This is a genomic window from Sulfurifustis variabilis, assembly GCF_002355415.1.
In the GTDB taxonomy this organism is placed as follows: Bacteria; Pseudomonadota; Gammaproteobacteria; order Acidiferrobacterales; family Sulfurifustaceae; genus Sulfurifustis; species Sulfurifustis variabilis.
The window spans coordinates 528,952-549,600 of the sequence record NZ_AP014936.1 but is presented as its reverse complement, the minus strand read 5'-3'; the positions used below and the strand labels follow the sequence as shown (position 1 = coordinate 549,600).

General features: G+C 68.2%; 23 protein-coding genes and 1 pseudogene. 7 read left to right on the top strand and 17 right to left on the bottom strand.

The annotated features are described in order from the left end of the window. Nucleotide 1: 1 nt before the first annotated feature. From argB to SVA_RS02735, 5 genes are all read right to left on the bottom strand, one after another. Nucleotides 2-898, bottom strand: a complete 897-nt coding sequence (gene argB, locus SVA_RS02755; RefSeq protein WP_096458476.1) for an acetylglutamate kinase — start codon at nt 896-898, stop codon at nt 2-4. A gap of 212 nt (nt 899-1,110) precedes the next feature. Next, nucleotides 1,111-1,569: an Hsp20/alpha crystallin family protein gene (locus tag SVA_RS02750; protein WP_169923940.1), complete on the bottom strand. Its 459-nt coding sequence runs from the start codon at nt 1,567-1,569 to the stop codon at nt 1,111-1,113. A gap of 181 nt (nt 1,570-1,750) precedes the next feature. Then, nucleotides 1,751-3,094, bottom strand: coding sequence for an ATP-dependent protease ATPase subunit HslU (gene hslU, locus SVA_RS02745; RefSeq protein WP_096458469.1), 1,344 nt, complete (start codon nt 3,092-3,094; stop codon nt 1,751-1,753). 3 nt (nt 3,095-3,097) lie between these two features. Further along, the gene (gene hslV, locus SVA_RS02740; RefSeq protein WP_096458466.1) at nt 3,098-3,637 is read right to left on the bottom strand and encodes an ATP-dependent protease subunit HslV; all 540 of its coding nucleotides are present in this window, start codon (nt 3,635-3,637) and stop codon (nt 3,098-3,100) included. Nucleotides 3,638-3,844: 207 nt separating this feature from the next. Next, complete coding sequence (locus tag SVA_RS02735) at nt 3,845-4,720, bottom strand: LysR family transcriptional regulator (RefSeq protein WP_096458463.1); 876 nt, start codon at nt 4,718-4,720, stop codon at nt 3,845-3,847. Nucleotides 4,721-4,987: 267 nt separating this feature from the next. On the opposite strand from SVA_RS02735, the gene SVA_RS02730 reads away from it, so the two are divergent. Both SVA_RS02730 and SVA_RS02725 read left to right on the top strand, forming a co-directional pair. Continuing rightward, complete coding sequence (locus SVA_RS02730; protein WP_096458460.1) at nt 4,988-6,007, top strand: DUF2156 domain-containing protein; 1,020 nt, start codon at nt 4,988-4,990, stop codon at nt 6,005-6,007. Beyond that, on the top strand, nt 6,007-6,531 hold the full coding sequence (locus SVA_RS02725) for a GNAT family N-acetyltransferase (protein ID WP_096458457.1): 525 nt from the start codon (nt 6,007-6,009) through the stop codon (nt 6,529-6,531). Before SVA_RS02730 ends, SVA_RS02725 begins: the two co-directional genes overlap by 1 nt. Here SVA_RS02725 and SVA_RS02720 read toward each other — a convergent pair. The 3 genes from SVA_RS02720 to htpX all read right to left on the bottom strand — a co-directional run bounded on the left by SVA_RS02720 (nt 6,480) and on the right by htpX (nt 9,082). Then, on the bottom strand, nt 6,480-7,097 hold the full coding sequence (locus SVA_RS02720; protein WP_096458454.1) for a protein-methionine-sulfoxide reductase heme-binding subunit MsrQ: 618 nt from the start codon (nt 7,095-7,097) through the stop codon (nt 6,480-6,482). The genes SVA_RS02725 and SVA_RS02720 overlap by 52 nt on opposite strands. Before the next feature lie 2 nt (nt 7,098-7,099). Further along, nucleotides 7,100-8,059, bottom strand: a complete 960-nt coding sequence (msrP, locus tag SVA_RS02715) for a protein-methionine-sulfoxide reductase catalytic subunit MsrP (RefSeq protein WP_420823873.1) — start codon at nt 8,057-8,059, stop codon at nt 7,100-7,102. A gap of 141 nt (nt 8,060-8,200) precedes the next feature. Continuing rightward, nucleotides 8,201-9,082, bottom strand: a complete 882-nt coding sequence (gene htpX, locus SVA_RS02710; RefSeq protein ID WP_096458448.1) for a protease HtpX — start codon at nt 9,080-9,082, stop codon at nt 8,201-8,203. 224 nt (nt 9,083-9,306) lie between these two features. Here htpX and SVA_RS02705 point away from each other — a divergent pair, with 224 nt between their 5' ends. Continuing rightward, the gene (locus SVA_RS02705; RefSeq protein WP_096458445.1) at nt 9,307-10,473 is read left to right on the top strand and encodes a hypothetical protein; all 1,167 of its coding nucleotides are present in this window, start codon (nt 9,307-9,309) and stop codon (nt 10,471-10,473) included. Nucleotides 10,474-10,561: 88 nt separating this feature from the next. Here SVA_RS02705 and amrS read toward each other — a convergent pair whose 3' ends face one another. From amrS to SVA_RS02690, 3 genes are read right to left on the bottom strand one after another with little or no spacing between them, the layout of a single operon-like run. After that, nucleotides 10,562-11,629, bottom strand: a complete 1,068-nt coding sequence (amrS, locus tag SVA_RS02700) for an AmmeMemoRadiSam system radical SAM enzyme (RefSeq protein ID WP_169923939.1) — start codon at nt 11,627-11,629, stop codon at nt 10,562-10,564. After that, nucleotides 11,626-11,940 (bottom strand): putative signal transducing protein, encoded by a 315-nt coding sequence (locus tag SVA_RS02695; protein ID WP_096458439.1) that lies wholly within the window; start codon nt 11,938-11,940, stop codon nt 11,626-11,628. The genes amrS and SVA_RS02695 overlap by 4 nt, the downstream gene beginning before the upstream one ends. A gap of 1 nt (nt 11,941) precedes the next feature. Continuing rightward, nucleotides 11,942-12,151: a dodecin gene (locus SVA_RS02690; RefSeq protein WP_096458436.1), complete on the bottom strand. Its 210-nt coding sequence runs from the start codon at nt 12,149-12,151 to the stop codon at nt 11,942-11,944. A 213-nt stretch (nt 12,152-12,364) separates the two neighbouring features. On the opposite strand from SVA_RS02690, the gene SVA_RS02685 reads away from it, so the two are divergent. Continuing rightward, nucleotides 12,365-13,669, top strand: coding sequence for a cyclic di-GMP phosphodiesterase (locus SVA_RS02685; RefSeq protein ID WP_169923938.1), 1,305 nt, complete (start codon nt 12,365-12,367; stop codon nt 13,667-13,669). Here SVA_RS02685 and SVA_RS02680 read toward each other — a convergent pair. Further along, nucleotides 13,666-14,118, bottom strand: a complete 453-nt coding sequence (locus SVA_RS02680; protein WP_096458430.1) for a hypothetical protein — start codon at nt 14,116-14,118, stop codon at nt 13,666-13,668. The genes SVA_RS02685 and SVA_RS02680 overlap by 4 nt on opposite strands. 6 nt (nt 14,119-14,124) lie before the next feature. Continuing rightward, complete coding sequence (locus tag SVA_RS02675) at nt 14,125-14,745, bottom strand: MarC family protein (protein ID WP_096462798.1); 621 nt, start codon at nt 14,743-14,745, stop codon at nt 14,125-14,127. Between the two features lie 261 nt (nt 14,746-15,006). Between SVA_RS02675 and SVA_RS02670 the strand changes: the two genes are divergently transcribed. Then, nucleotides 15,007-15,459 (top strand): CBS domain-containing protein, encoded by a 453-nt coding sequence (locus SVA_RS02670; protein ID WP_096458427.1) that lies wholly within the window; start codon nt 15,007-15,009, stop codon nt 15,457-15,459. Here SVA_RS02670 and SVA_RS02665 read toward each other — a convergent pair. Genes SVA_RS02665 through SVA_RS02655 form a run of 3 tightly spaced genes read right to left on the bottom strand, consistent with a single transcriptional unit; the run spans nt 15,398 to nt 18,756 of the window. Next, entirely contained in the window at nt 15,398-16,873 is a 1,476-nt protein-coding gene (locus SVA_RS02665; protein WP_096458424.1) for a serine/threonine protein kinase, read from the bottom strand. The genes SVA_RS02670 and SVA_RS02665 overlap by 62 nt on opposite strands. Continuing rightward, nucleotides 16,874-17,608, bottom strand: a complete 735-nt coding sequence (locus tag SVA_RS02660; RefSeq protein ID WP_096458421.1) for a metallophosphoesterase family protein — start codon at nt 17,606-17,608, stop codon at nt 16,874-16,876. After that, nucleotides 17,605-18,756 carry a PA0069 family radical SAM protein gene (locus SVA_RS02655; protein ID WP_096458418.1) on the bottom strand — a complete coding sequence of 384 codons (1,152 nt, stop codon included), beginning with the start codon at nt 18,754-18,756 and terminating at the stop codon, nt 17,605-17,607. Before SVA_RS02655 ends, SVA_RS02660 begins: the two co-directional genes overlap by 4 nt. Before the next feature lie 36 nt (nt 18,757-18,792). Between SVA_RS02655 and SVA_RS02650 the strand changes: the two genes are divergently transcribed. After that, nucleotides 18,793-19,341, top strand: coding sequence for a 2'-5' RNA ligase family protein (locus SVA_RS02650; protein WP_096458415.1), 549 nt, complete (start codon nt 18,793-18,795; stop codon nt 19,339-19,341). Here the strand turns inward: SVA_RS02650 and nfi are convergent. After that, a pseudogene (nfi, locus tag SVA_RS02645) lies at nt 19,338-19,991 on the bottom strand (deoxyribonuclease V); the annotation flags it as partial. The gene SVA_RS02650 and the pseudogene nfi sit on opposite strands and share 4 nt — an antisense overlap. A 114-nt stretch (nt 19,992-20,105) precedes the next feature. On the opposite strand from nfi, the gene SVA_RS02640 reads away from it, so the two are divergent. Then, complete coding sequence (locus tag SVA_RS02640) at nt 20,106-20,648, top strand: hypothetical protein (protein ID WP_096458409.1); 543 nt, start codon at nt 20,106-20,108, stop codon at nt 20,646-20,648. The last annotated feature ends 1 nt before the right edge of the window (nt 20,649 follow it).

The following is a 20,649-nucleotide window of genomic DNA, read 5'->3' as shown; positions in this document are numbered from 1 at the left end:
GTCAGGAGCGGATCAGCGTGCCGACACCTTCGTCCGTGAACACCTCGAGGAGGACCGCATGCGGCACGCGCCCGTCGATAATGTGCGCGGTACGCACTCCGCTGAGCACGGCGTCGAGCGCGTAGTTCACCTTGGGCAGCATGCCACCCGAGATGGTGCCGTCGCCGATCAGGTCGTGCACCTGTTTCACCGAGAGGCCGGTGAGGAGCTTACCCTCCCGGTCGAGCACGCCCGACGTGTTGGTCAGGAGGATCAGCTTTTCGGCCTTGAGCGTGATGGCCAGCTTGCCGGCAACAACGTCGGCGTTGATGTTGTACGTCTCGCCGTCCTCGCCCACGCCGATCGGCGCAATGACGGGAATGAACTCCGCGTTGTCGAGCAGCGCGACGAGCTGCGGGTCGATCGCCTTCACCTCGCCCACATGGCCGATGTCGACGATCTCGGGCGGCAGCTTCTCGTCGGCGGACCGCCTGGTCAGCATCATCTTGTTCGCGCGGATGAGGCCGCCGTCCTTGCCCGAGAGCCCGACCGCCTTGCCGCCCTGCCGGTTGATCAGGTTCACGATCTCCTTGTTGACGAGGCCCCCGAGCACCATCTCGACCACGTCCATGGTCTCACGGTCGGTCACGCGCATGCCCTGGACGAACTCGCTCTTCTTGCCGATGCGCTCGAGGAGCTTGCCAATCTGCGGCCCGCCGCCGTGAACGACCACCGGGTTGATGCCGACGAGCTTCATCAGGACGACGTCGCGCGCGAAGCCCTGCTTCAGCGCGTCGTCGACCATGGCGTTGCCGCCGTACTTGATGACGATGGTCTTCCCCCGGAACCGCTGGAGGTAGGGCAGTGCCTCCGTCAGGATGCGCGCGCGGTCGGCGGCAGAGGTGGGCGTCAGGCTCATTGTTGTTCCGGGGCGGAGACGTTCGCGCAACGTTACAAACTCGGGGGGAAAAAGAAAAGGCCGCTTGCGCGGCCTTTTGGCGATTTCAGAGCCGGCCCAGTCGCCATCCCTGGCGAGGCTCCTTCAGCTTCGCGATGCCCCGGCCTCGCCATCCGTGGCGAGGCGTTCGCCGGCGCGAAGACACGTTCGTAGTGTCTTCAAGAAGACCCCGGCTACCCAACGTCCACCGAGATCTTGCGAGGCTTCACTTCCTCGGCCTTGGGGAGCACCAGCTCGAGGACCCCGTCCCTGTAATTCGCCTTCACGCCCTTCTCGTCGATCTGGGTGCCGAGCCGCAGGCTGCGGGTATAGCGGCCGTAACGGCGCTCCTGCCGCAGGTAGTTTTCGCCCTCCTTGCGCTCCTCGGCGGGCTTGCACTCGCCCAGGATCGTGAGGACCCCGTTCTCCATCGTGATGCTGATGTCCTCCTTCCTCACGCCGGGCATGTCGGTGCGCACCACGTACTCGTTCTCGCGCTCGACGATGTCCATCGAGGGAACGAAGTTTTCGTTCGTCGCCTCCTCGACCCAGCGCATGGGCCGGAAGAAGCCTTCGAACACCCGATCGAAGTCGTCGCCAAATCCCCACCGCGAAAGGGGAGAGCCTTCGCCACGCGTCACCAGACGGTTCATGTGCACCTCCATCAAGTTGGGAAAACGGACCGTACCGGGTCCCGGGGTCAGCGGCTCTGCTTCCTCCCGCTGGCATTTCCCGGGTACCGCTTGCGCCTTAGATGGGGACCGGACGGGTGTTTTCAAGGCCGGAATGAACGGCCGCGCACCCGGTGCAGAGGCACCGGGCCAGGAGGGCGGGTTACAGGATGTACCGCGCGAGATCCTCGTTGCGCACGAGATCGGCGAGGTGGCCATCCACGTAGGCGGCGTCGATGGTGACCGTCTGCCCGCCGCGGTCGGCGGCCTCGAACGAGACGGTCTCGAGCAGGCGTTCCATGACCGTGTGCAGCCGCCGGGCGCCGATGTTTTCCGTGCGCTCGTTCACGTCGAAGGCGACCTCGGCGATCCGGCGAACGCCGTCCGGGGCGAATTCGAGGCGCAAGCCCTCGGTCGCCATCAGCGCGCCGTACTGCTGCGTCAGCGACGCCTCCGTATCGGTGAGGATGCGCACGAAGTCGTCGGCGGTGAGTGCGTCCAGCTCGACGCGGATGGGCAGCCGGCCCTGCAGCTCGGGGATGAGATCGGAAGGCTTCGCCATGTGAAACGCGCCCGACGCGATGAAAAGGATGTGGTCCGTGCGGACCATGCCGTACTTCGTCGACACGGTCGAGCCCTCCACGAGCGGCAGCAGGTCGCGCTGCACGCCTTCGCGCGAGACGTCCGGCCCGTGCGTCTCCGAGCGCCCGGCGATCTTGTCGATCTCGTCGAGAAAGACGATGCCGTTCTGCTCCACGCGCTGCACCGCGCGCGCCTTCATGTCCTCCTCGTTGATGAGCTTCGCGGCCTCCTCCTCGGTGAGAAGCGTCTTCGCTTCCCGGATCTTCACCCGCCGCGAACGGGGGCGGCGCCCGCCGAGGTTCTGGAACATGCCCTGGAGCTGGCTCGTCATTTCTTCCATGCCGGGCGGCGCGAAGATCTCGACACCCACGCTGGGCGCGCTCAGCTCGATCTCGATCTCCTGCTCGTCGAGCTCGCCCTCGCGCAGTTTCTTGCGGAACCGTTGGCGCGCCGCGCCCTCGTCCGTCGCGCGCGCCTCGCCGCCGACGGCGAAGCCCACTTCCCGCGCCGGCGGAATGAGAATGTCGAGGATGCGGTCTTCCGCCGCGTCCTCGGCGCGCGTACGCACCTTGTCCATCTCCTGCATGCGCGTCTGCTTCACCGCGACGTCGGCGAGGTCCCGGATGATCGAGTCGACGTCGCGTCCCACGTAGCCCACTTCGGTGAACTTGGTCGCCTCGACCTTGATGAAGGGCGCGTTCGCGAGCCGCGCGAGGCGCCGCGCGATCTCGGTCTTGCCGACGCCCGTCGGCCCGATCATGAGGATGTTCTTCGGCGTGATCTCGTTGCGCAGGTCCTCGTCCCTCACCTGCATGCGCCGCCAGCGGTTGCGCAGCGCGATGGCAACCGCGCGCTTTGCCGCCGCCTGCCCGATGATGTGCTTGTCGAGCTCCTGGACGATTTCGCGAGGCGTCATTTCGGACATGGGTCAGCTCGCCAGCTCTTCGATGGTGAGGTTGCGGTTGGTGTAGATGCAGATGTCGGCGGCGATGCCCAGCGCGCGCTCGACGATGGCACGGGCGTCGAGATCGGAGCTCTCGAGGAGCGCCCGCGCGGCGGCCTGCGCGTACGGGCCGCCGGAGCCGATGGCGATCAGGCCCTGCTCGGGCTCGATCACGTCGCCCTGTCCGGTGATGACCAGCGACGCGCTCAGGTCGGCGACGGCCAGCATCGCCTCGAGCCGGCGGAGGATCCGGTCCGTGCGCCAATCCTTCGCCAGTTCGACGGCGGCGCGCGTCAGCTGACCCTGGTGTTTCTCGAGTTTGGCCTCGAAGCGCTCGAACAGGGTGAAGGCATCGGCCGTGCCGCCGGCAAACCCCGCCAGAACCTGATCCTTGTAGAGCCGGCGGACCTTGCGCGCATTGGCCTTCATCACCGTGTTACCGAAGGACACCTGGCCGTCGCCGCCGAGCACCACCCGTCCGTTTCGACGAACCGAGAGTATGGTTGTTCCGTGAAAGGACTCCAAGGCAAAAACCCCTTTGGCGTTGAACGGTTATGCGCGGCGGCGGCGTGCGAGGAGGCGCTCGTTCCGCCGTATTCGCGCGAAGGCGCATAGTGTACAGCAGCCCCGACGGCCGACTGCACATCGGGCGCCCGAAGTCGGCGAAAACCGCGTGACCTTGTCGTCCGGCCAGCGGGATGTCGACGCCGGGGGAGCAAGCGGTACCCGGCTTCAGGTGACGGGGGCGGGCGCGTCCCTCGGCGCGGGGGCGCCGGCAAGCAGCGACAGGGCGTCTTCGAGCAGTGCGCGGCGCTCCGCGGCATGCGCGTAGACGGCGTAGACCTGCCGGTCGATGGCCGGGGCATCGTTCACGCGGTGCAGCCGGCCCGTGGTCAGGTGCTCGATGACCATCTGCTCGGCCAGATAAGCCGCGCCTCCGCATTCCAGCAGAAAGGCGAGCGCCATGCGCCCGAGCCCCACACGGACGGCCGGTGGCGGCATGTCCGGAAAGTGACGGGCGTGGGCTGTCGCAAAAGACGTGCCCCAGTCGGTGCGGATGTAACCGGCTCCCGTCGCCTCTCTCGCCGCCAGGCCCGGGCGGTCGGCCACGAGGATCAGGCGTATGGGCGCGAGCTCCCGTACCAGGAGCTCGGCGATCTGGGGCGGCTCGAACATGCAGCCGATGTCGAGCGCTCCGTCGAGCAGGCGCCGGACGAGCACGTCCCCGCCGTGTGCCTCCGCCTGCAGGGCGATGTGCGGCCGTTCCCGCCGGAGGCGGTGGAGCCAGTCCTGGAGCCAGATGTCCCAGAGGCTCCACACCCCGCCGATGGCGAGAAGCTCGGCCTCCGCGGTCCCGAGCGCGCTCTCCTGCCGGGCGCGGTTCCACGCGTTGATGATCGCCTCGGCATGCTTGAGCAGCCGCGTGCCGGCGGGCGTGAGCTGGATGTCGTTGCGTGCGCGGGTGAAGAGCTCGACGCCGAGCGTCTCCTCCAGAAGGCGGATGCGCGCGCTGACGGCCGACTGGGTGAGGAAGAGGTTCTCCGCGGCGCGCCCGAAATGACGCGTCCGGTTGACCTCGAGGAAGGTCGCCAGGAGCTCGGTGTCCAATCCGTCCGACGAAAATTTTTTATCGTCGTCATCATTTCATTTCGCTTTATCGCTTACAAGCGCGCGGCTATATAAGGCCCGTTTCGATCGCCAAAAAATTGCTTCGCGCGCCTCTCGATTGGATCCACCCGGGCAGCCCCGTGCTGCCGCTTGCCGCTTGACCCCCGACACCCCGTTGCCCAGGACCGAACCGGACCTCGCACGGCCGCCGCGTGCCCGAAGCGCTTACCGCGCGTATTCCGCGCATGAAACCGGAAGGGAGCCCCTATGCTGAGCCAGACCGAAGAACCTCCAAGTACTCGCTCGCCCGCGGTGTCGGCCGCACGGCCCACCGGGGCGACCCCGCGGCACTACCTCGCCATCGAGGGTCAGCGCCTCTACCCCTTCACCATCGATACCCAGCCCCTTTTCGACCACTACCGGCGCCTCGTCGAAGCGACGCTTTCCGACTACACCTTCGCGAATAACATCATCTGGCTCTCGCAGAAGAGCGGCTTCTACCAGATCATCGAGGACTGCTTCTGCCTGTTCAGCCTGAACGGGCACTGTCTCACCATGCTGCTGCCTCCCCTCGGGCGCCAGGAACGCCAGGCGGACGCCCTCGCCGCCTGCTTCGACATCATGGACGGCTACAACCCGAGCCCCTACCGGAGCGTGGTCGAGTTCGTCTACCGCGACTTCGCCGCCCTTCTGGACCCGGGTCGCTGGCTCATCGAACGCAGCCTGCCCGACTACATCTACCGGACCGAGGACCTGATCGAGCTCAAGGGCAACGCCTACAAGACCAAGCGCAGCGAGATCAACCAGTTCCGCCGCGCCTATCCGGACCACCGGATGGAGCTGCTCGGGCCCCGGCACTGGGACGGCATCCGCGCCCTGATCGACACCTGGCTGCGCAACCGCCTGAAGTACCTGGGCGCCGAGGCCATCGCTGACTTCTTCTACACCGTGGAGCAGGAGCGCCGGGCCATCGAGCGGGCCCTGGATCACTACGACCGGCTGGGACTCACCGGCCTCGCGCTCGTCATCGACGGCCGGCTCGAGGGTTTCACCTTCGGCGAGCGCATCACGCCGGACGTCGCGAACGTGCTGGTCGAGAAAACGAACTTCGCGATCCCCGGCTCGGCGCAGTACCTCTTCCGCGAGTTCACCAAGCTCTTCGCCGACTGCACGTACATCAACGTCGGCGACGACCTCGGCCTCGAGAACCTGCGCCGCGTGAAGATGAGCTACCGGCCGGCGCTCTTCGGCGAGAAGGTGACGCTGCGGCGGGGCCCCGCGAACTGATGCGCCGCGCCCGCGAATCCGATTTGACCGCCCTGCTCGCCCTCGAGCGCGAGTTCCCGGGCGACCGCCTGAGCCGGCGGAGCTTCCGTCACCTGCTTGCGCGCGCAAAGGCAGACGTCTGGGTCTGTGAGGAGAAGGGGGCGCTGCTCGGCAACGCCATCGTGCTCTACCGGCGCGGGACGCGCACCGCACGCCTCTACTCGCTGGTGGTGGCCGCTTCGGCCCGCGGACGCGGCATCGGGCAGTCGCTCGTGGCCCATGCCGAGCGGCACGCGGCCGCGGCCGGCTGCGAGGTCATGCACCTCGAGGTACGGAGCGACAATCCCGGGGCGCTCGCGCTCTATGCCGGCAGGGGCTACGCGGTGGTCGGGCGCGCGCACGGCTACTACGAAGACGGTGCGGATGCCTTGCGGCTGAAGAAACGACTCGCGCGCGCCCTTGGCTCCGCCGCTTCAACGAAACACGGCCCCCGCTACAGCACGGGCCCGAACGCCGGCGAGCGCCGATACGCCCACAGCCGATAGCCGAGCAGCGCTGCGAGGATCAGCGCGTAGAGCGCGGGCTCGGCGATGTCGGACTTGACCTGCCACAGGAAGTGCACGACCCCGCCGACCGCGATCACGTAGACGACGCGATGGAGAGCGCGCCAGCGCCGCCCGCCCAGGCGCCGCACCATGGCATTCGTGGAGGTGACGGCGAGCGGGACCAGCAGGACGAAGCTCGCGAAACCGAGCGTGATGAACGGCCGCTTGTAGACGTCCCGCACGATCTCCTCCCACTCGAAGACCTTGTCTATCCAGATCCACGAGAGGAAGTGCAGGCAGGCGTAGAAGAAGGCGAACAGTCCGAGCATGCGCCGAAACCGGATGAGCAGGTGCCAACCGGTCAGCTGCCGCAGCGGAGTGACGGCGAGCGTGAAGAGCAGGAAGCGCAGGGTCCAGTCGCCGGTGTAGCGGTTGAGGGTCTCGACCGGGTTCGGTCCGAGGTCGTCCTGGAAGATCCGGGCGAGGAGCAGAACGAACGGCGCCAGCGCGGCCAGGAACAGAAGCGGCTTGCCGATCCGTACCGCACGCGGAACGGGCGCGGCCATCCCTAGAAGTACTTCCGGAGGTCCATGCCGGCGTAGAGGTGCGCGACCTCGTCGGCGTAGCCGTTGAACGGCAGCGTCTTGCGCTTGCGCGTGAGTCGCGAAAGCAGCGAGTCCTCGCCGATGCGGGTCTCGTACTTCTGGCTCCAGCGAGGGTGATCGACGTCGGGGTTCACGTTCGAGTAGAAGCCGTACTCGTCCGGACCGGATTTCATCCACGTGGTCACCGGCTGACGCTCCACGAAGCGCAGCTTCACGATCGATTTGATGCTCTTGAAGCCGTACTTCCACGGCACGACGAGGCGAAGGGGCGCCCCGTTCTGGTTCGGCAGCACCTCGCCGTAGAGGCCGACGGCGAGGATCGTAAGAGGGTGCATGGCCTCGTCGAGACGCAGGCCCTCGACGTACGGCCAGTCGAGGCCCGTGCCGAGGAGCCCGGGGCGCTGCCCGGGCATCTGCTTCGGGTCGTAAAGCGTGGTGAACTCGACGTACTTGGCGCGCGAGGTCGGCTCCGCCCGCTTGATGACCTCGGCCAGCGGGAACCCGACCCAGGGGATCACCATCGACCACGCCTCGACGCAGCGCAGCCGGTATATGCGCTCCTCGAGCGCGTGGGGCTTCACGAAATCCTCGAGCTGATAGATTGCCGGGCGCGCCACCTCGCCCTCGACCGCGATCGTCCACGGTCGCGTGCGGAAGTCCTTCGCGTGCTTCGCCGGATCCGTCTTGTCGGAACCGAACTCGTAGAAATTGTTGTAGCGGGTGATGTCCGACAAGGAAGTCGGCTTCTCGTCGGTGGTGACCACGCCACGGCGCACGCCGGCGAGCGGGGAACCGGCGGAGGCCTCGAGGCCGAGGCCCGCGAGCGCGGCGCCCGCGACCCCCTCGAGAAAACGGCGGCGGGCGCGGTAGACCGCTTGATCGGTGATTTCCGCGGCGCGGATCGGATCGGGGCGCTTGATCAGCATAGGGTGGCCTCGGGGTGACTGGAAAGGAGACCCTCCGAGGGGCGGCAATATTTCAGCGCCTTGGCGGGGATATCCGATCCGCACAAAAAACCCGCAGCGGTCGCCCGCTACGGGTTCGCTCGGATCGAAGGCTCGATCTCAGGCGGCCATCTTCAGCGCCGCAATCCGCTCGTCGAGCGGCGGGTGCGACATGAAGAGGCGGGCGAAGCTCCGTGTTACGCGCCCGTTGATGCCGAAGGCCGCCATCTGGTCGGGCAGATGGGACTCGTGGCTCGCCTTGAGGCGCTCGAGCGCGGCGATCATCTTCTCCCGTCCGGCGAGCTTCGCCCCGCCGGCGTCCGCCCGGAACTCGCGGTAACGGCTGAACCACATCACGATCATGCTCGCGAGTATCGCGAGCAGCAGCTCCGCGACGATGGTCGTCACCCAGAACGCCGGCCCGTGACCCTCCTCGTTCTTGAAGACGACGCGATCGACGAGGTGTCCGATCACGCGGGCGATGAAGATCACGAACGTGTTCACCACGCCCTGGATGAGGGCAAGCGTCACCATGTCGCCGTTGGCGACGTGGCTCACCTCGTGCCCGAGCACGGCCTCCGCCTCGTGACGGTCCATGGAGCGCAGCAACCCGGTGCTGACGGCCACCAGCGCCTTGTTCTTGTTCATGCCGGTGGCGAAGGCGTTGATGTCGGGAGAATCGTAGACCGCCACCTCGGGCATCTGGATGCCCGCGGCGCGCGCCTGGTGACGCACGGTATCGACCAGCCACGCTTCGGTCGGGTTGCGCGGCTGCTCGATCACGACGGCGCCCGTCATCCGCTTCGCGGTCCACTTCGAGAGCGCGAGCGAGATGAACGCGCCGCCGAAGCCGATGACGGCCGCGAAGATCAGGAGGGCGTTGAAGTTGAGGCCGGTGCCCGATTCGTCGAGTATCCGCTCCACGCCGAGCAGTCGCAGCGTGATGCTGAGCACGACGAGGATGGCGATGTTCGTCGCCAGAAACAGAAAAACGCGCTTCATATCGCTTTATTCTCCCAGGTCTTGGACGCGTGTCCGGATTCCGTGCCATTAGATAGGGTTAGCGGGCCCCGAGTTCAATGCCCCCGCGCCAGCTACCTGCCCGCGAGGGAAATAAGCGGCGGAATCCGAGCCGGGGAGTGCCCCGGGCGTTTGCCGCCTTTACGCTAGCATGGGACCGCCGGTCGCGGAAGCGCCCGGCGCGCGTGCTATGATCCTGCGCCCCAATGGCGAACCGCGATCACTTCATCGCTCCCCGCGAGCGCGAAGCGCTGGTCTCCCTCACCGCGGTCAGCTACATCGAGGAGCACCACCTTCTGACGGCGGCCCAGCTCGAGGAGGCCAAAAAAAGCCTTCAGGCGCTCTTCCTCCGGGCAAGCGGAGAGGAGACGCTGCTGCGGCGGCTCATCGAGGTGCTGAAGACGACACGCGCGCTGCACCAGTCGTTCTCCAGCATCGCCGGAACCCTCGCCGGCGCCCGCCAGAGCGCGGCGACGGTGGAAGAGCGCCTTCTCGCCCTGCGCGAATACCTGAAACACACGCCGGTGAGCGCTGAGGCCCACGCGGAGTTCGTCGGCCCGTTTCTGTCCTTTTCGCAGGCCATGGCGAATCGAATGGCGGAGTGCGCGCGGCTGCTCGGCGAGTACCTCGATCGGAAGGAAGGAGAGGCGCGCGCACAGACGCTGTACCGCATCGCGCTGGACGCCCGAGAACGACTGCGGCTGCGCCTCGCCGGGCAGCTCGCCGCCGAGCCGCACGGCGAGGCGGAGACGCGGATCAAGCAGGAGCTGGTCGCCTCGTTCGACTACGGCGAGGCGGAGTCCGCTCTCAAGGCGGCCATGCGGGAGTCGCGTCTCGTTGCCGGCGAGGTGGAGGAGTCGCTCGGCCAGCTCCATGCGATGTGCCGGCTGGCGATGAACCCCGCCATGCGCGACCTGCCGTCGCGCCTCCGGCCACCGCCGCCGCACGAGGACGTGTACACGCGCTTCGCCGAGGCGCTGCCGCGCCGTCCGGAGCTGCACGCTTTGCGGAACACCGTCGTCGAGCTCTTCCGGCTCTATCAGCATGCCTACGGACTGCTCAAGCTCGACTACGACAAGCTGAGGCGCGCCACCGAGACGATGATGCAGAACACCGAGGCCTATTTTCAGGCGAAGGAGGAGGACCTCGACCTCGCGGAGAAGCGGGAGAAGCTGCGGAAGATCGAGGGGTTGATTCCGTTCCTGGAACACAGCGCCGGCCTGGCTGCCGCCGACACCATGGATACCTACCACAAATTCTCGCGCGAGCTCTCGGCGCTCATCGCTTCACGGCGCGCGCCGTGGTCACACGTCGCCGAGGACCTGCTGCGCTCGAAGGTGCAGGCGGAGGCGGAATTGAGCACACGGCTCTGAGGTGCAGTGAGAAGTGAAAGCGATGAGTGATTAGTCGATGAGCGCGCGAAGCGCGCACCAGAACCAATCACTTGTCACTTGTCACTCGTCATGCTTTTTCGTACTTCTTGAGCAGCACGCCCTCCTCGCCGCAGCAGCCGCCGCCGCACTTTTTGGTCGCGTGGAGCTCGGCCGGCTCGCGGCCGAGCCACGCGGCAACCGGCAGATTCTCCCGCGCGCAGTCGCATCCCTTGTCGTCGTAGACATAGACGCGTCGGAGCCCGGCCGCGTGCGCCGCGGCCCGGGCACGCTCGAGCGTCTCGCTCGGCGTGGCGGGAAGGTGTGCGAGTTTGTAGGCGGGGAAGAACTTGGTGAGGTGCCAGGGCGCGTCGGCCCCGAGGCGGTCGCGGATCCACGCGGCGATTTCCCCGAGCATGCCCGCGTCGTCATTGCGGCCGGGGATCACGTTCGTGCGCACCTCGACGTGCACGCCCAACCGGTGTGCCTTCTCGATGGCGCCGAGGACGTCGGCCACGCGCGCCGGCGGACAGATCGCGCGGTAGAACGCGTCGTCGAGGCTCTTGATGTCCGAACACAGAACGTCGATCGCGGGCGCGAGGAGCTCGAGTGCCTCGTCGGTGACGAAGCTGTTCGAGACATAGACCGTGTAGAGGCCGGCACCGCGCGCGAGCGTCGCCACATCGAGCACGTATTCGAGCCACACGGCGGGTTCCGAGTACGTGAACGCGATGCCGTCCGCGCCGTGCCGACGCGCCGCCTGCACCAGCTCCTCGGGCGGCACGTAGGCGGCGGTCGACTCCCCTCGTGCGAGCTGATCGAGCGCCTCCACGCCCCACGAGATCTCGAGGTTGTGGCACCCGCCGCAGCGGAAGTTGCAGCCGTAGCTGCCGACGGACAGCACCCGCGTCCCGGGGCGGTAGTGGCGCACCGGTTTGGCCTCGATGGGGCCGAGCTCGATCGCCGAGAGAATACCGTAGGAAAGGTTGTAGAGCGTCCCGTGCCGGTTCACGTGCGCCTGACAGAAGCCGCGCGCCCCGTGATGCAGGCCGCAACGCCACAGGCAGAGGTTGCAGCGGGTGCGACCGTTGGAAAGCGGCTGCTGCAGGCGCGTTTCGACGAGCCGGTACTCGCGCGGGCCCGGGCGTGGTCGGCTCACCGCCCCTCGATCCCCGCGCCGCAGCGCCAGCACAGCTCGAACCCGCCCGGGTTCTCCTCGCCGCACGACGGGCACGACCAGGGCAGGCCGTCGGACGGTCTGTCCTCGAAGTCGCGCACGATGGCGCGTGCCCGCGACTCGTCGCCCGCGTCGACGAGCCACACCTCCGGGTAGGCGTGCACGAACGGGATCTCGCCGACCGCCCCTACGGCGTGCTCGTTCAGGACGCGCGCCTCTATGCCGGCATGCGCCAGGCGATGAATCAGGAGATACGCCTCCTGCAGATGGGCGGCACTGTAGAGCTTCTGCACGCTAGTCTTCCAGGCGGAAACCGATCTTCAACTTCACCTGGAAGTGAGCCACCCCGCCATCCCGGATGTGCCCGCGGGTCTCCACGACCTCGAACCAGTCCATGTGGCGGACAGTCTTGCTCGCGCGTGCGATCGCGTTGCGAATGGCCGCGTCGGTGCCCTCCTGCGAGGATCCCACCAGCTCGATGGTCTTGTAGACGTGCTCGCTCATGGACCTGCCTCCGGTATGCGTGTAACCCATTGTTCACCAGCCCGAGTGGCGTCGCCAGCCCGAAGAACGGCCGCGGGCACGTCGCGCCGATCAAAACGTGCTTGCAGAAACAGGCATTTACCGCTATTTATACGATTGGATCGTGAAATTTTCGATGCCATCGAGGGGAGATGGCGTCACCCAAGGGGGTCCGGCGACCGGCCGGGGACAGCGGTGCGCAAAACGATAGATGTCCAATTCCTGCGTCTCGGCATGTACGTGGCCGAGCTCGATCGCCCGTGGCGCGATACGCCGTTCCTGTTTCAGGGATTCGAGATCACCTCCCAGGAGGAGATCGAGCAGCTCCGCAAATACTGCAAGTCCGTCGTCATCGACATCCCCGACTCCACCGATGCGATCCCTGCGCCACGGCGGCCTGCCGCGCCCGTCGCCCGCCCGATCCCGACGGAAGCGGAGCGTCGCGTCGAACGCGATTTCCTCAAGATCGTCAATGAGCCGCGCGCCGAGCCGGTTTACCAGGACCAGACCACGCTCGAGCAGGAGATCGCCGTCGTGCGCGAGCGGCACGAGGAAGCCCGCGGTCTCATCTACACCATCCTCGAGGACGTGCGCCTCGGAAAGAACCTGAACGCGGTCGCCGCCAAGCGCGTGGTCGCCCAGCTCGCCGAGAGCGTCATCCGGAACCCCGATGCGCTCACCTGCTTCACCCACCTGAAGAAGAAGGACGAATACACGGCGCTGCACAGCCTGCGCGTGTGCATCCTGGCGCTCGCCTTCGGACGCCATCTCGGACTCGATCGCGAGTCGCTCAACGTGCTCGGCATCGGGGGACTCCTGCACGACATCGGAAAGATGAAGGTGCCGAACGAGATCCTGAACAAGCCCGGCGCGCTGTCGGAGCAGGAGTTCGATCTCATGAAGAGCCACGTGCCTCGCGGCGTCGAGATCCTCGAGCGCACGCCCGGGATCCCCGCCCAGGCCATCGAGGTGGCGCGCTGCCACCACGAGCGCTACGGCGGCGGCGGTTACGTGGGCGGGCTCAAGGGCGACACCATCGGCTTCTTCGGCATGATCGGCGGCATCGTCGACTGCTACGACGCCGTCACGAGCGATCGCGCCTACCACACCGGCATGTCGGCCCACACGGCGCTGAAAAAGATGTACGAGTGGCGCGGCCGCGACTTCCACCCCAGGCTCGTGGAGCAGTTCATCCAGTGCATGGGCATTTACCCCATCGGCAGCGTCGTCGAGCTCAACACGGGGGAGGTGGGCGTGGTGGTGACGATGAACCGCGTGCGCCGCCTGAAGCCCCGCGTGACCCTCGTGCTCAACGGGAACTGCGCGCCCTACAGCTCCCCGTTCACGGTCGATCTCATGAACCACCGGACGCGCGACGGGCGCCCCTGCGAAATCGAGCGCGTGCTCGATCCGGGCGTGTACGGCATCAATCCCACCGATTACCTCCCGATCGCCAACCCGGTCGTGGTCCTCAAGCCCTCCGCGACCCGCGCCGTCTAAGCGACGGTTTCGTAGCACTCCCGGCAGGATTGCGCGAGCGCCGCGAGCGCGCGGCCGGGTTCCGATTCGGCGAGCCCGGCGTCCCGCACAGCCAGAAGGTACCCCCGGAAGAATTCGGGAAGCGCACGCGCGATTGCGCGCCTGCGTCGTCGGCCCGCCGCAGGCAGCGACCAGACGGCCCGCCAGGCGGCCGACGGGGCCGCGTCGCAGATCATGACGCCCCAGTGCACGTCGGGCGACACCGACAACCGGTGAGGTCGCACCACCAGGCGATAGGCCCCGGGGTCTCCCTCTACGCCGACTCCCGGACCGTGGTACTCCACGCGCAGCGCGGCGGCCAGGTCGGCCAGAACGGCCGCCAGCCGTTCGAGTACCCGCGCGAGCAGCTCTTCGGAGACGCGCTCTCCGCGCGCCGCCCCGGCCAGCGCCTCGATGTCGCCGCGGTCCATCCGGTTTCAGAAACCCGCGTGGATGCCGTCGAGGATGTACTGGACCGCGAGCGCGGCGAGCAGGACTCCGAAGACGCGCGTCACCACGTTCGCCCCGGTCTCGCCCATGATGCGCATGATGCGATCGGCGGCGAGCAGCGCCGCGAGAGCGAGCGCGAGCACGACCACCACCACGACGAGCACCACGCCCACCGCCTCCGGTCGATCCGCGCCCCGCCCGGAAAGGAGCAGCACGCTCGTGAGGGCGCCCGGACCCGCGATCAGGGGAAACGCGAGCGGAAAGACGGAGACGTCCGCCTTGCGTTCGGCCTCCCGTTGCTCCCGCTCGGTCGTCGAGCGAATGCCGGAATGGCGCGCGAAGACCATGTCCAGCGCGAGCACGAACAGCAGGATGCCTCCGGCGATCTGAAACGCGGGCATACCGACTCCCAGGGCGCGCAACAGCGCGCCGCCCGCAAAGACGAAAGCCACCAGAATCAGGGCCGCAATCGTGACTCCCCGCACCGCCATGCGGCGTCGGTACGCCGGCGCACCGCCGTGCGTGATGGCGCCGAAAATGGGCGCGAGCCCCACGGGGTCGACGACCACGAAGAGTATGATGAAGGCGTCGAGGAACAGTGCGGTCATGGGCGCGAGCAATTTACCTGCCGCCCCTGCCGTTCTCAAAATGGAAAAAAATCTGCCGCCGCCCAAAGAGGAACCCGGCCGCCAGGGAGAGGGGGCGGTCGTGCGAGATTACGGGCGGCGGCATGCCTAAGCCACCAGGCAACGGCGCGCACTATGCGCCCGCGGTTTCACCCCTACATTGATCCAGATCAAGCATCTGCCCGGTCGCCTCGCGCTCTGCCGGTGGCGCTAAGATAGACGGCCCGAAACGAGGACACGCACATGACGACCGCCGGCGAGGTCTGCAATCGAGAAGTGGTCTACGCGCACCGGGACACGCCCGCCGCCGAGGCGGCGCGGCTCATGCGCGAGCATCACGTCGGCGATCTGGTGGTGCTGGACGGCAAGGAAGGGGAGCAGACGCCGGTCGGCATCGTCACCGACCGCGACCTGGTCGTCGAGGTGATCGCCGCGGGAGTGCGCCCCGAGGACCTTACTGTCGGCGACGTCATGAGCGACGAGCTCGTCACGGCGCGCGAGCAGGACGGACTGCTCGACGTGATCAAGCGCATGCGCGCGAAGGGCGTGCGCCGCGTGCCGGTGGTCGACGGCGCCGGTGCGCTGGTCGGCATTCTGGCGGTCGACGACCTGATCGAGATCTTCGCGGAACAGGTCACGGACCTCGCGAGGCTGATCGCGCGCGAGCAGAGCCGCGAGCGCCAGCGTCGCCGGTAGACGGCTCGCGCGCGCCCTCGCGGCGAGACCGCACCACGATGACGCTGCAAGGTGCCTCCTCCGCCACGCGCGCGGCGACGCCGCCGAGCACTCGCCGCCGCGGGTTCGAGCGCGCGCCGAGCACGACGTAATCGATGAGGTGCGCGCGGGCGTACTCGAGTATCGCGACCGCGGGGTCGCCGGTCGCGAGGTGGAAGAAGACGCGCTCGGGCCGGATGCGCAGCGGTTGGGCCCAGTGGCGCATCGCCACCAACTGGTTCGGACCCTCCCCCGTTTCGCCTCCGGCGCTTTCCTCCGCGGTACCGGACACGACGCTCACGCAGGTGATGTACGCCTCCGGTTCTCCGCGAACGAACTTGCGCACCGCGTTGCGCAGAGCCTGCTGCAGCGCCGCCGAGCTCCGATCCAGATCGAGGGCGACCAGTACGTGCGGCGCGGTGCTCAGCCGTTCGTAGGGGCGGGCGGGAGCGGGTTCGTCGAACACCTCGTAGAGCGAGCGCAGCCAGAGCTTCGTGCGCGTCCACGCCGACGACCGCGACGTCCGGCGTCCGCGCGCCGTGACCGGCACGGCTTGAGGGTGAGACAGCAGGTAACCGACCTCGCGCGCGGTCGCGTAGCGCTCCTCGGGCCGTATCTCGAGAAGCGTCAGGATCACTTGCTGCAGCCAGGCCGGCAGATCCGGGACATGGCGCCGCGGCGGAAGCGGCACATCGTGCAGCCGGCGCGTGAGCGACAGGAGGTTCGGTCGCCCGAAAGCATAGTGGCCGGTCGCATAGAGATAGAGCATTCCGCCGATCGCGTAGAGATCGGAGCGGGAATCGCTGCGCACGTGCCGCACCTGCTCGGGCGCGATGTAGGGCACCGTCCCTTCCTGCTCGCCGTACGCGATGTCGATCAGGTCGGGCAGCCCCGCGTGGTGGGCAAGCCCGTAGTCGATCAGGACCGCCTCCCCGTTCGCGCGCATGCGAATATTCCGCGGATTGATGTCGAGGTGGATCACGTTCTGGCGGTGGAGCTCGTGCACCGCGCGGCAGAGCGCGACACCGAGGGTACGGACGCGCTCGAGCGGAAGCGGGGCTTCGACCGCGGCGCGCGCGTAGTCGTCGCGCGCGAGGTACTCGAGCACGAGGTAAGGCGCGCGATCGACCGCTCCGGCGGCGATCAGCCGCGGCACGTGCGGCCCGTGCACGCGTTCGAGGATGCGCAACTCGTTCTCGAAGGCGGTAAGCGCGGTGAGCGGCGCGTCGGGCCCGAGGCGGGGCACCTTGATGACCATCGGGAGCCGGTGGCGCGGGTGCGTCGCCCGGTAGAGCCGCGCCATGCCGCCCTCGTGCAGGCGCTCGCCCACGCCGAACCCGTCGATACGCTCCCCACTCGCGACCTCGTGCAACCCGGCCACGGTCCGTGCGACCACTCAGCGACCCTCGGCCAGCCGGTGCGCGAACCGGGGCGGCAGCGCCCGTTCCCGGATCCGTCTCGCGGTCCGGACGTAATCGTAGGGCACGCGATGGAACACGATCGTGTTCCGCCCGCGGTCGTGGATCACGTAGCACGACGCACTGTTGCCGTCGCGCGGTTGGCCGACCGAACCGACGTTGACCACGTAGCGGCCTCGCGGGGAAAGCGGGACGGCATGACCGTCCTCGGGGGAATACTCCCGCCACCGGCCGCCCGGGGTTTCGTAGTAGATCCGCGGAATGTGCACGTGGCCGACGAAGACGAGCCGCCGCTCGGCCGCGTCCGCGCAGGCCGCGGCCCGTTCGGACGATTCGATGTATTCCCAGCGGTTCGGGGATTCCGCGCTGGCGTGAACGTACGCCACGGTCTCGTCGCGAACGAGGTAAGGCAGCCCGGCCAGAAAAGCGCGTTGTGCAGGGCTCAACTGCCCCCGCGTCCAATTCACCACTTCGGCGACTTCCGGCGGCATCGGGCGCTCGCGCGCCAGCACGGCCTCGTCGTGGTTGCCCCGGACGGCGACGAGACCCGGCAGCGACATGACCAGCCCGAGGACGAGACGCGGGTCCGGACCGTAGCCGACGGAATCGCCGAGGCACACGAACCGCTCCGCATCGCGCGCGGCCGCGTGTGCGAGACACGCGCTCAGCGCTTCGATGTTCGCGTGTACGTCGGAGAGAATCGCGACCCTCACGGCCCCTCGAAGAGGTCGAGTTGGCCAGTCGCCGCGCCGGTTGCGTCATTAGCGTTCGCCGGCGACGGCGGCGGCCGGAAGCGGCTCAGGTCGAGCGCGGCGGGTTTCCGCCGATCGAGACCGAGGCGCCGACAGGCGAGCGCGAAGCGGGCGCGTATCAGGTCGGCGTACTCGCCCTCGCCGCGCATGCGCACGCCGAAACGCGCGTCGTATTCGCGGCCACCGCGCGCCTCGCGCAGTCGGGCCATGACGTGGGCCGCGGAAAGCGGCGCGTGCAGCGCCAGCCACTCCTTGAACAGGTCCTTCACCTCGCGGGGCAGCCGCAGCAGGATGTAGCCCGCCTCCCGCGCACCGGCCTCGCGCGCTGCGGCAAGGATCGCTTCGATCTCCCCGTCGGTGAGCACCGGAATGACCGGTGCCACCATCACGCCCACGGGAATTCCCGCCTGCGACAGCCTCGCGATCGCCTCGAGCCGCCGCTCGGGCGCCGCGGCCCGCGGCTCCAATCTCCGTGCAAGGTCGCGTTTCAACGTCGTCACGCTCAGAAACGCCTTGACCAGATTCTTCTGCGCCATCGGGCCGAGCAGATCCAGATCGCGCTCGATCAGCGCGGACTTCGTGACGATGGTGAGCGGGTGCTCGCACCGCGCGAGCACCTCGAGGATCGCGCGCGTGATCCCCGTCCTGCGCTCGACCGGCTGGTAGGGGTCGGTGTTCGTCCCGAGCGCGATCGGCTGCGGGCAGTAACCCGGGGCGCGCAGCTCGTCGGCAAGACGCGCGGCGGCGTCCGGTTTCGCGTAGAGCCGCGTCTCGAAGTCGAGCCCCGGCGAGAGGCCGAGGTAAGCGTGCGAGGGTCGGGCGTAACAATAGATGCAGCCGTGCTCGCAGCCGCGATACGGATTGATCGAGCGATCGAAGGGGATGTCCGGCGAATCGTTGCGCGTGATGACGCTGCGCGCCGAGTCCACGCCGAGCGTCGTGGCCAACGGCACGAGCGGCTCGTCCAGCCCACCCCAGCCGTCGTCCTCCGGCTCGTGGCGCGCCGGCTCGAAGCGCCCGTCCGCATTGCTCGCCGCGCCGCGGCCCTTGCGGACCGAGCGTGCGAGGGACGCCGGATCGGGAGGCGAAGAAGACCGGGGACGCGCCATGGGCTTGCTCTCGCGGCTCGACGCTGACCTTTTAGAATGGTGTCCTCGCGCTTGCAAGCCCCGGTCGTGGAAAACCGTTACAGCCTCTGGCTCATGCCGCCGGCGCCGGTGCGCGGGCGTTTCGCGGACCTGATCGCGCACCTGAGCGAGCGCCTCGGAACGCCGCGCTTCGAGCCGCACCTCACGCTCTCCGGCGGCGTGTTTGCTTCGCCTGCCGATCCCCTGGCGCGCGTCGCCGATCTCGCGGCCCGGCATCCGCCGGTGCCGGTGCGACTCACGCATGCGGAGTACACCGATGCCTACTTCCGCTGCCTCTACGTGCGGGCGGCGCTCACGCCGACGCTGCATGCACTGCAGTGCGCCGCCGCGGAGGCCCTGGGCCAGCAGCCCGATCGGGATTTCATGCCGCACCTGAGCCTCGTCTACGGCAGACTCGGCCCGGAGCGGAAGGAACACATCCTCGACGCGATCGGGCGCCGCTTCGACCTCGACTTCCTGGCCGACCGGCTCGCGCTCTACGCGCCCGAGGGCGAACCGGCCGCGTGGCGCCCGGTCGCGGAGTTCGTCCTGAGCGGCTCACCGTGAGAGGCGAGCGCGTGCGCCGCGCGCGTGGTCTCCGGCAGACGATACCGCGGCGTGAGGCGCAGGACATACCCGATCGCCGTCGGCAGGCTCACGCGGTGGCCGATCGATACGTAAACGGGCTTTACGCCCGTGCGCGTGCGCAGCGCCGCACCGATGATTTCACCCGCGTCCAGCAGCGGACGCCAGCACCCCCGCCGCCTGGGCACCGGCGCATGCGTGCCGATCAGCCGCGACTTCGCGGCGCCGATGCTCGGGAGGCCCGCGACCAGCCCGAGATGCGAGGCGAGGCCGACACGACGCGGGTGCGCGTACCCCTGCGCATCGCACACGAGCAGGTCCGGGCGGAGCTGCAGGCGCTTCAACGCCTCGAGCACGGCCGGCAGCTCGCGAAAGCCGAGGTAGCCGGGGACGTACGGAAAGCGGGTGCGCCGTCGGACGATCGCGTACTCCCGGAGGCGCAGATCGGGGAAGCCCAGGACCGCGACGGCCGCGCGGGTGATCTCGCCCTCGGCCTCGAACCCGACGTCGACACCGGCGACGTAGCGCACCCGCCGGAGGCGATCGGTGCACACGACGCGTTCGCGCAGCCGCTCCTGCAGCGCGCGCGCCTGAGTGACCGAGGTGGGCCACCGGTGCGTGAGCGCGCGCATGCGCCGATTGCAGCACGCGGTCGATGCGCCGGCAAGCCGGCGATCGGCTCATGCTTTTCTCGTCGCGCGCTGCTACCATGACCGTCGTTTCAATCCGGAGTCGGAGACGTCCCCGTGTCGAGCCTGCCAGACGTCGCCCGCGTCCTCTCCCGTGCCCTCGTCGCCGCTCCGTTCCTCGCCGCCCTCTGGGCCTTCGGCGCCGACGCCGACCCGGTCCGCGGCCTCACGCCGGTGAAACGACACCCCCTGCCGAGCGCGGATCCGTTCGTCGACGCGCAGATCCGGATAGCGCGCCTGCGACAGACGGCGGATCAGCTTCGGTTGCTCGCCTCGCAGCCCAGGCCCGCGAACCTTTCCGGCGATGCTTCCATGGAGTACGCGCGACACGAGATGTGGCTCCGACAGGCGGAAAGCCGTGTGAGCACGCTCGCCGACGAATGGGAAAAGCGTCTCCGGCCCCTCGCCGGCGCAACGCCGGCGCGCGCGCAGGAGTTCGGTCTGGCGCTCGACCTCAACGGCTTCTTTCAGGCGCAGTCGGTCTCGCTGCAGACGAAGCTGCGGCGCGAGGGCATCGCCGCCGCCTTCACCGCGGACCCCGTCCGCACGGTGCACGACAGCGCGCGGGTGGTGATCGGTCAGATGAACGGAGCGCGCTGAC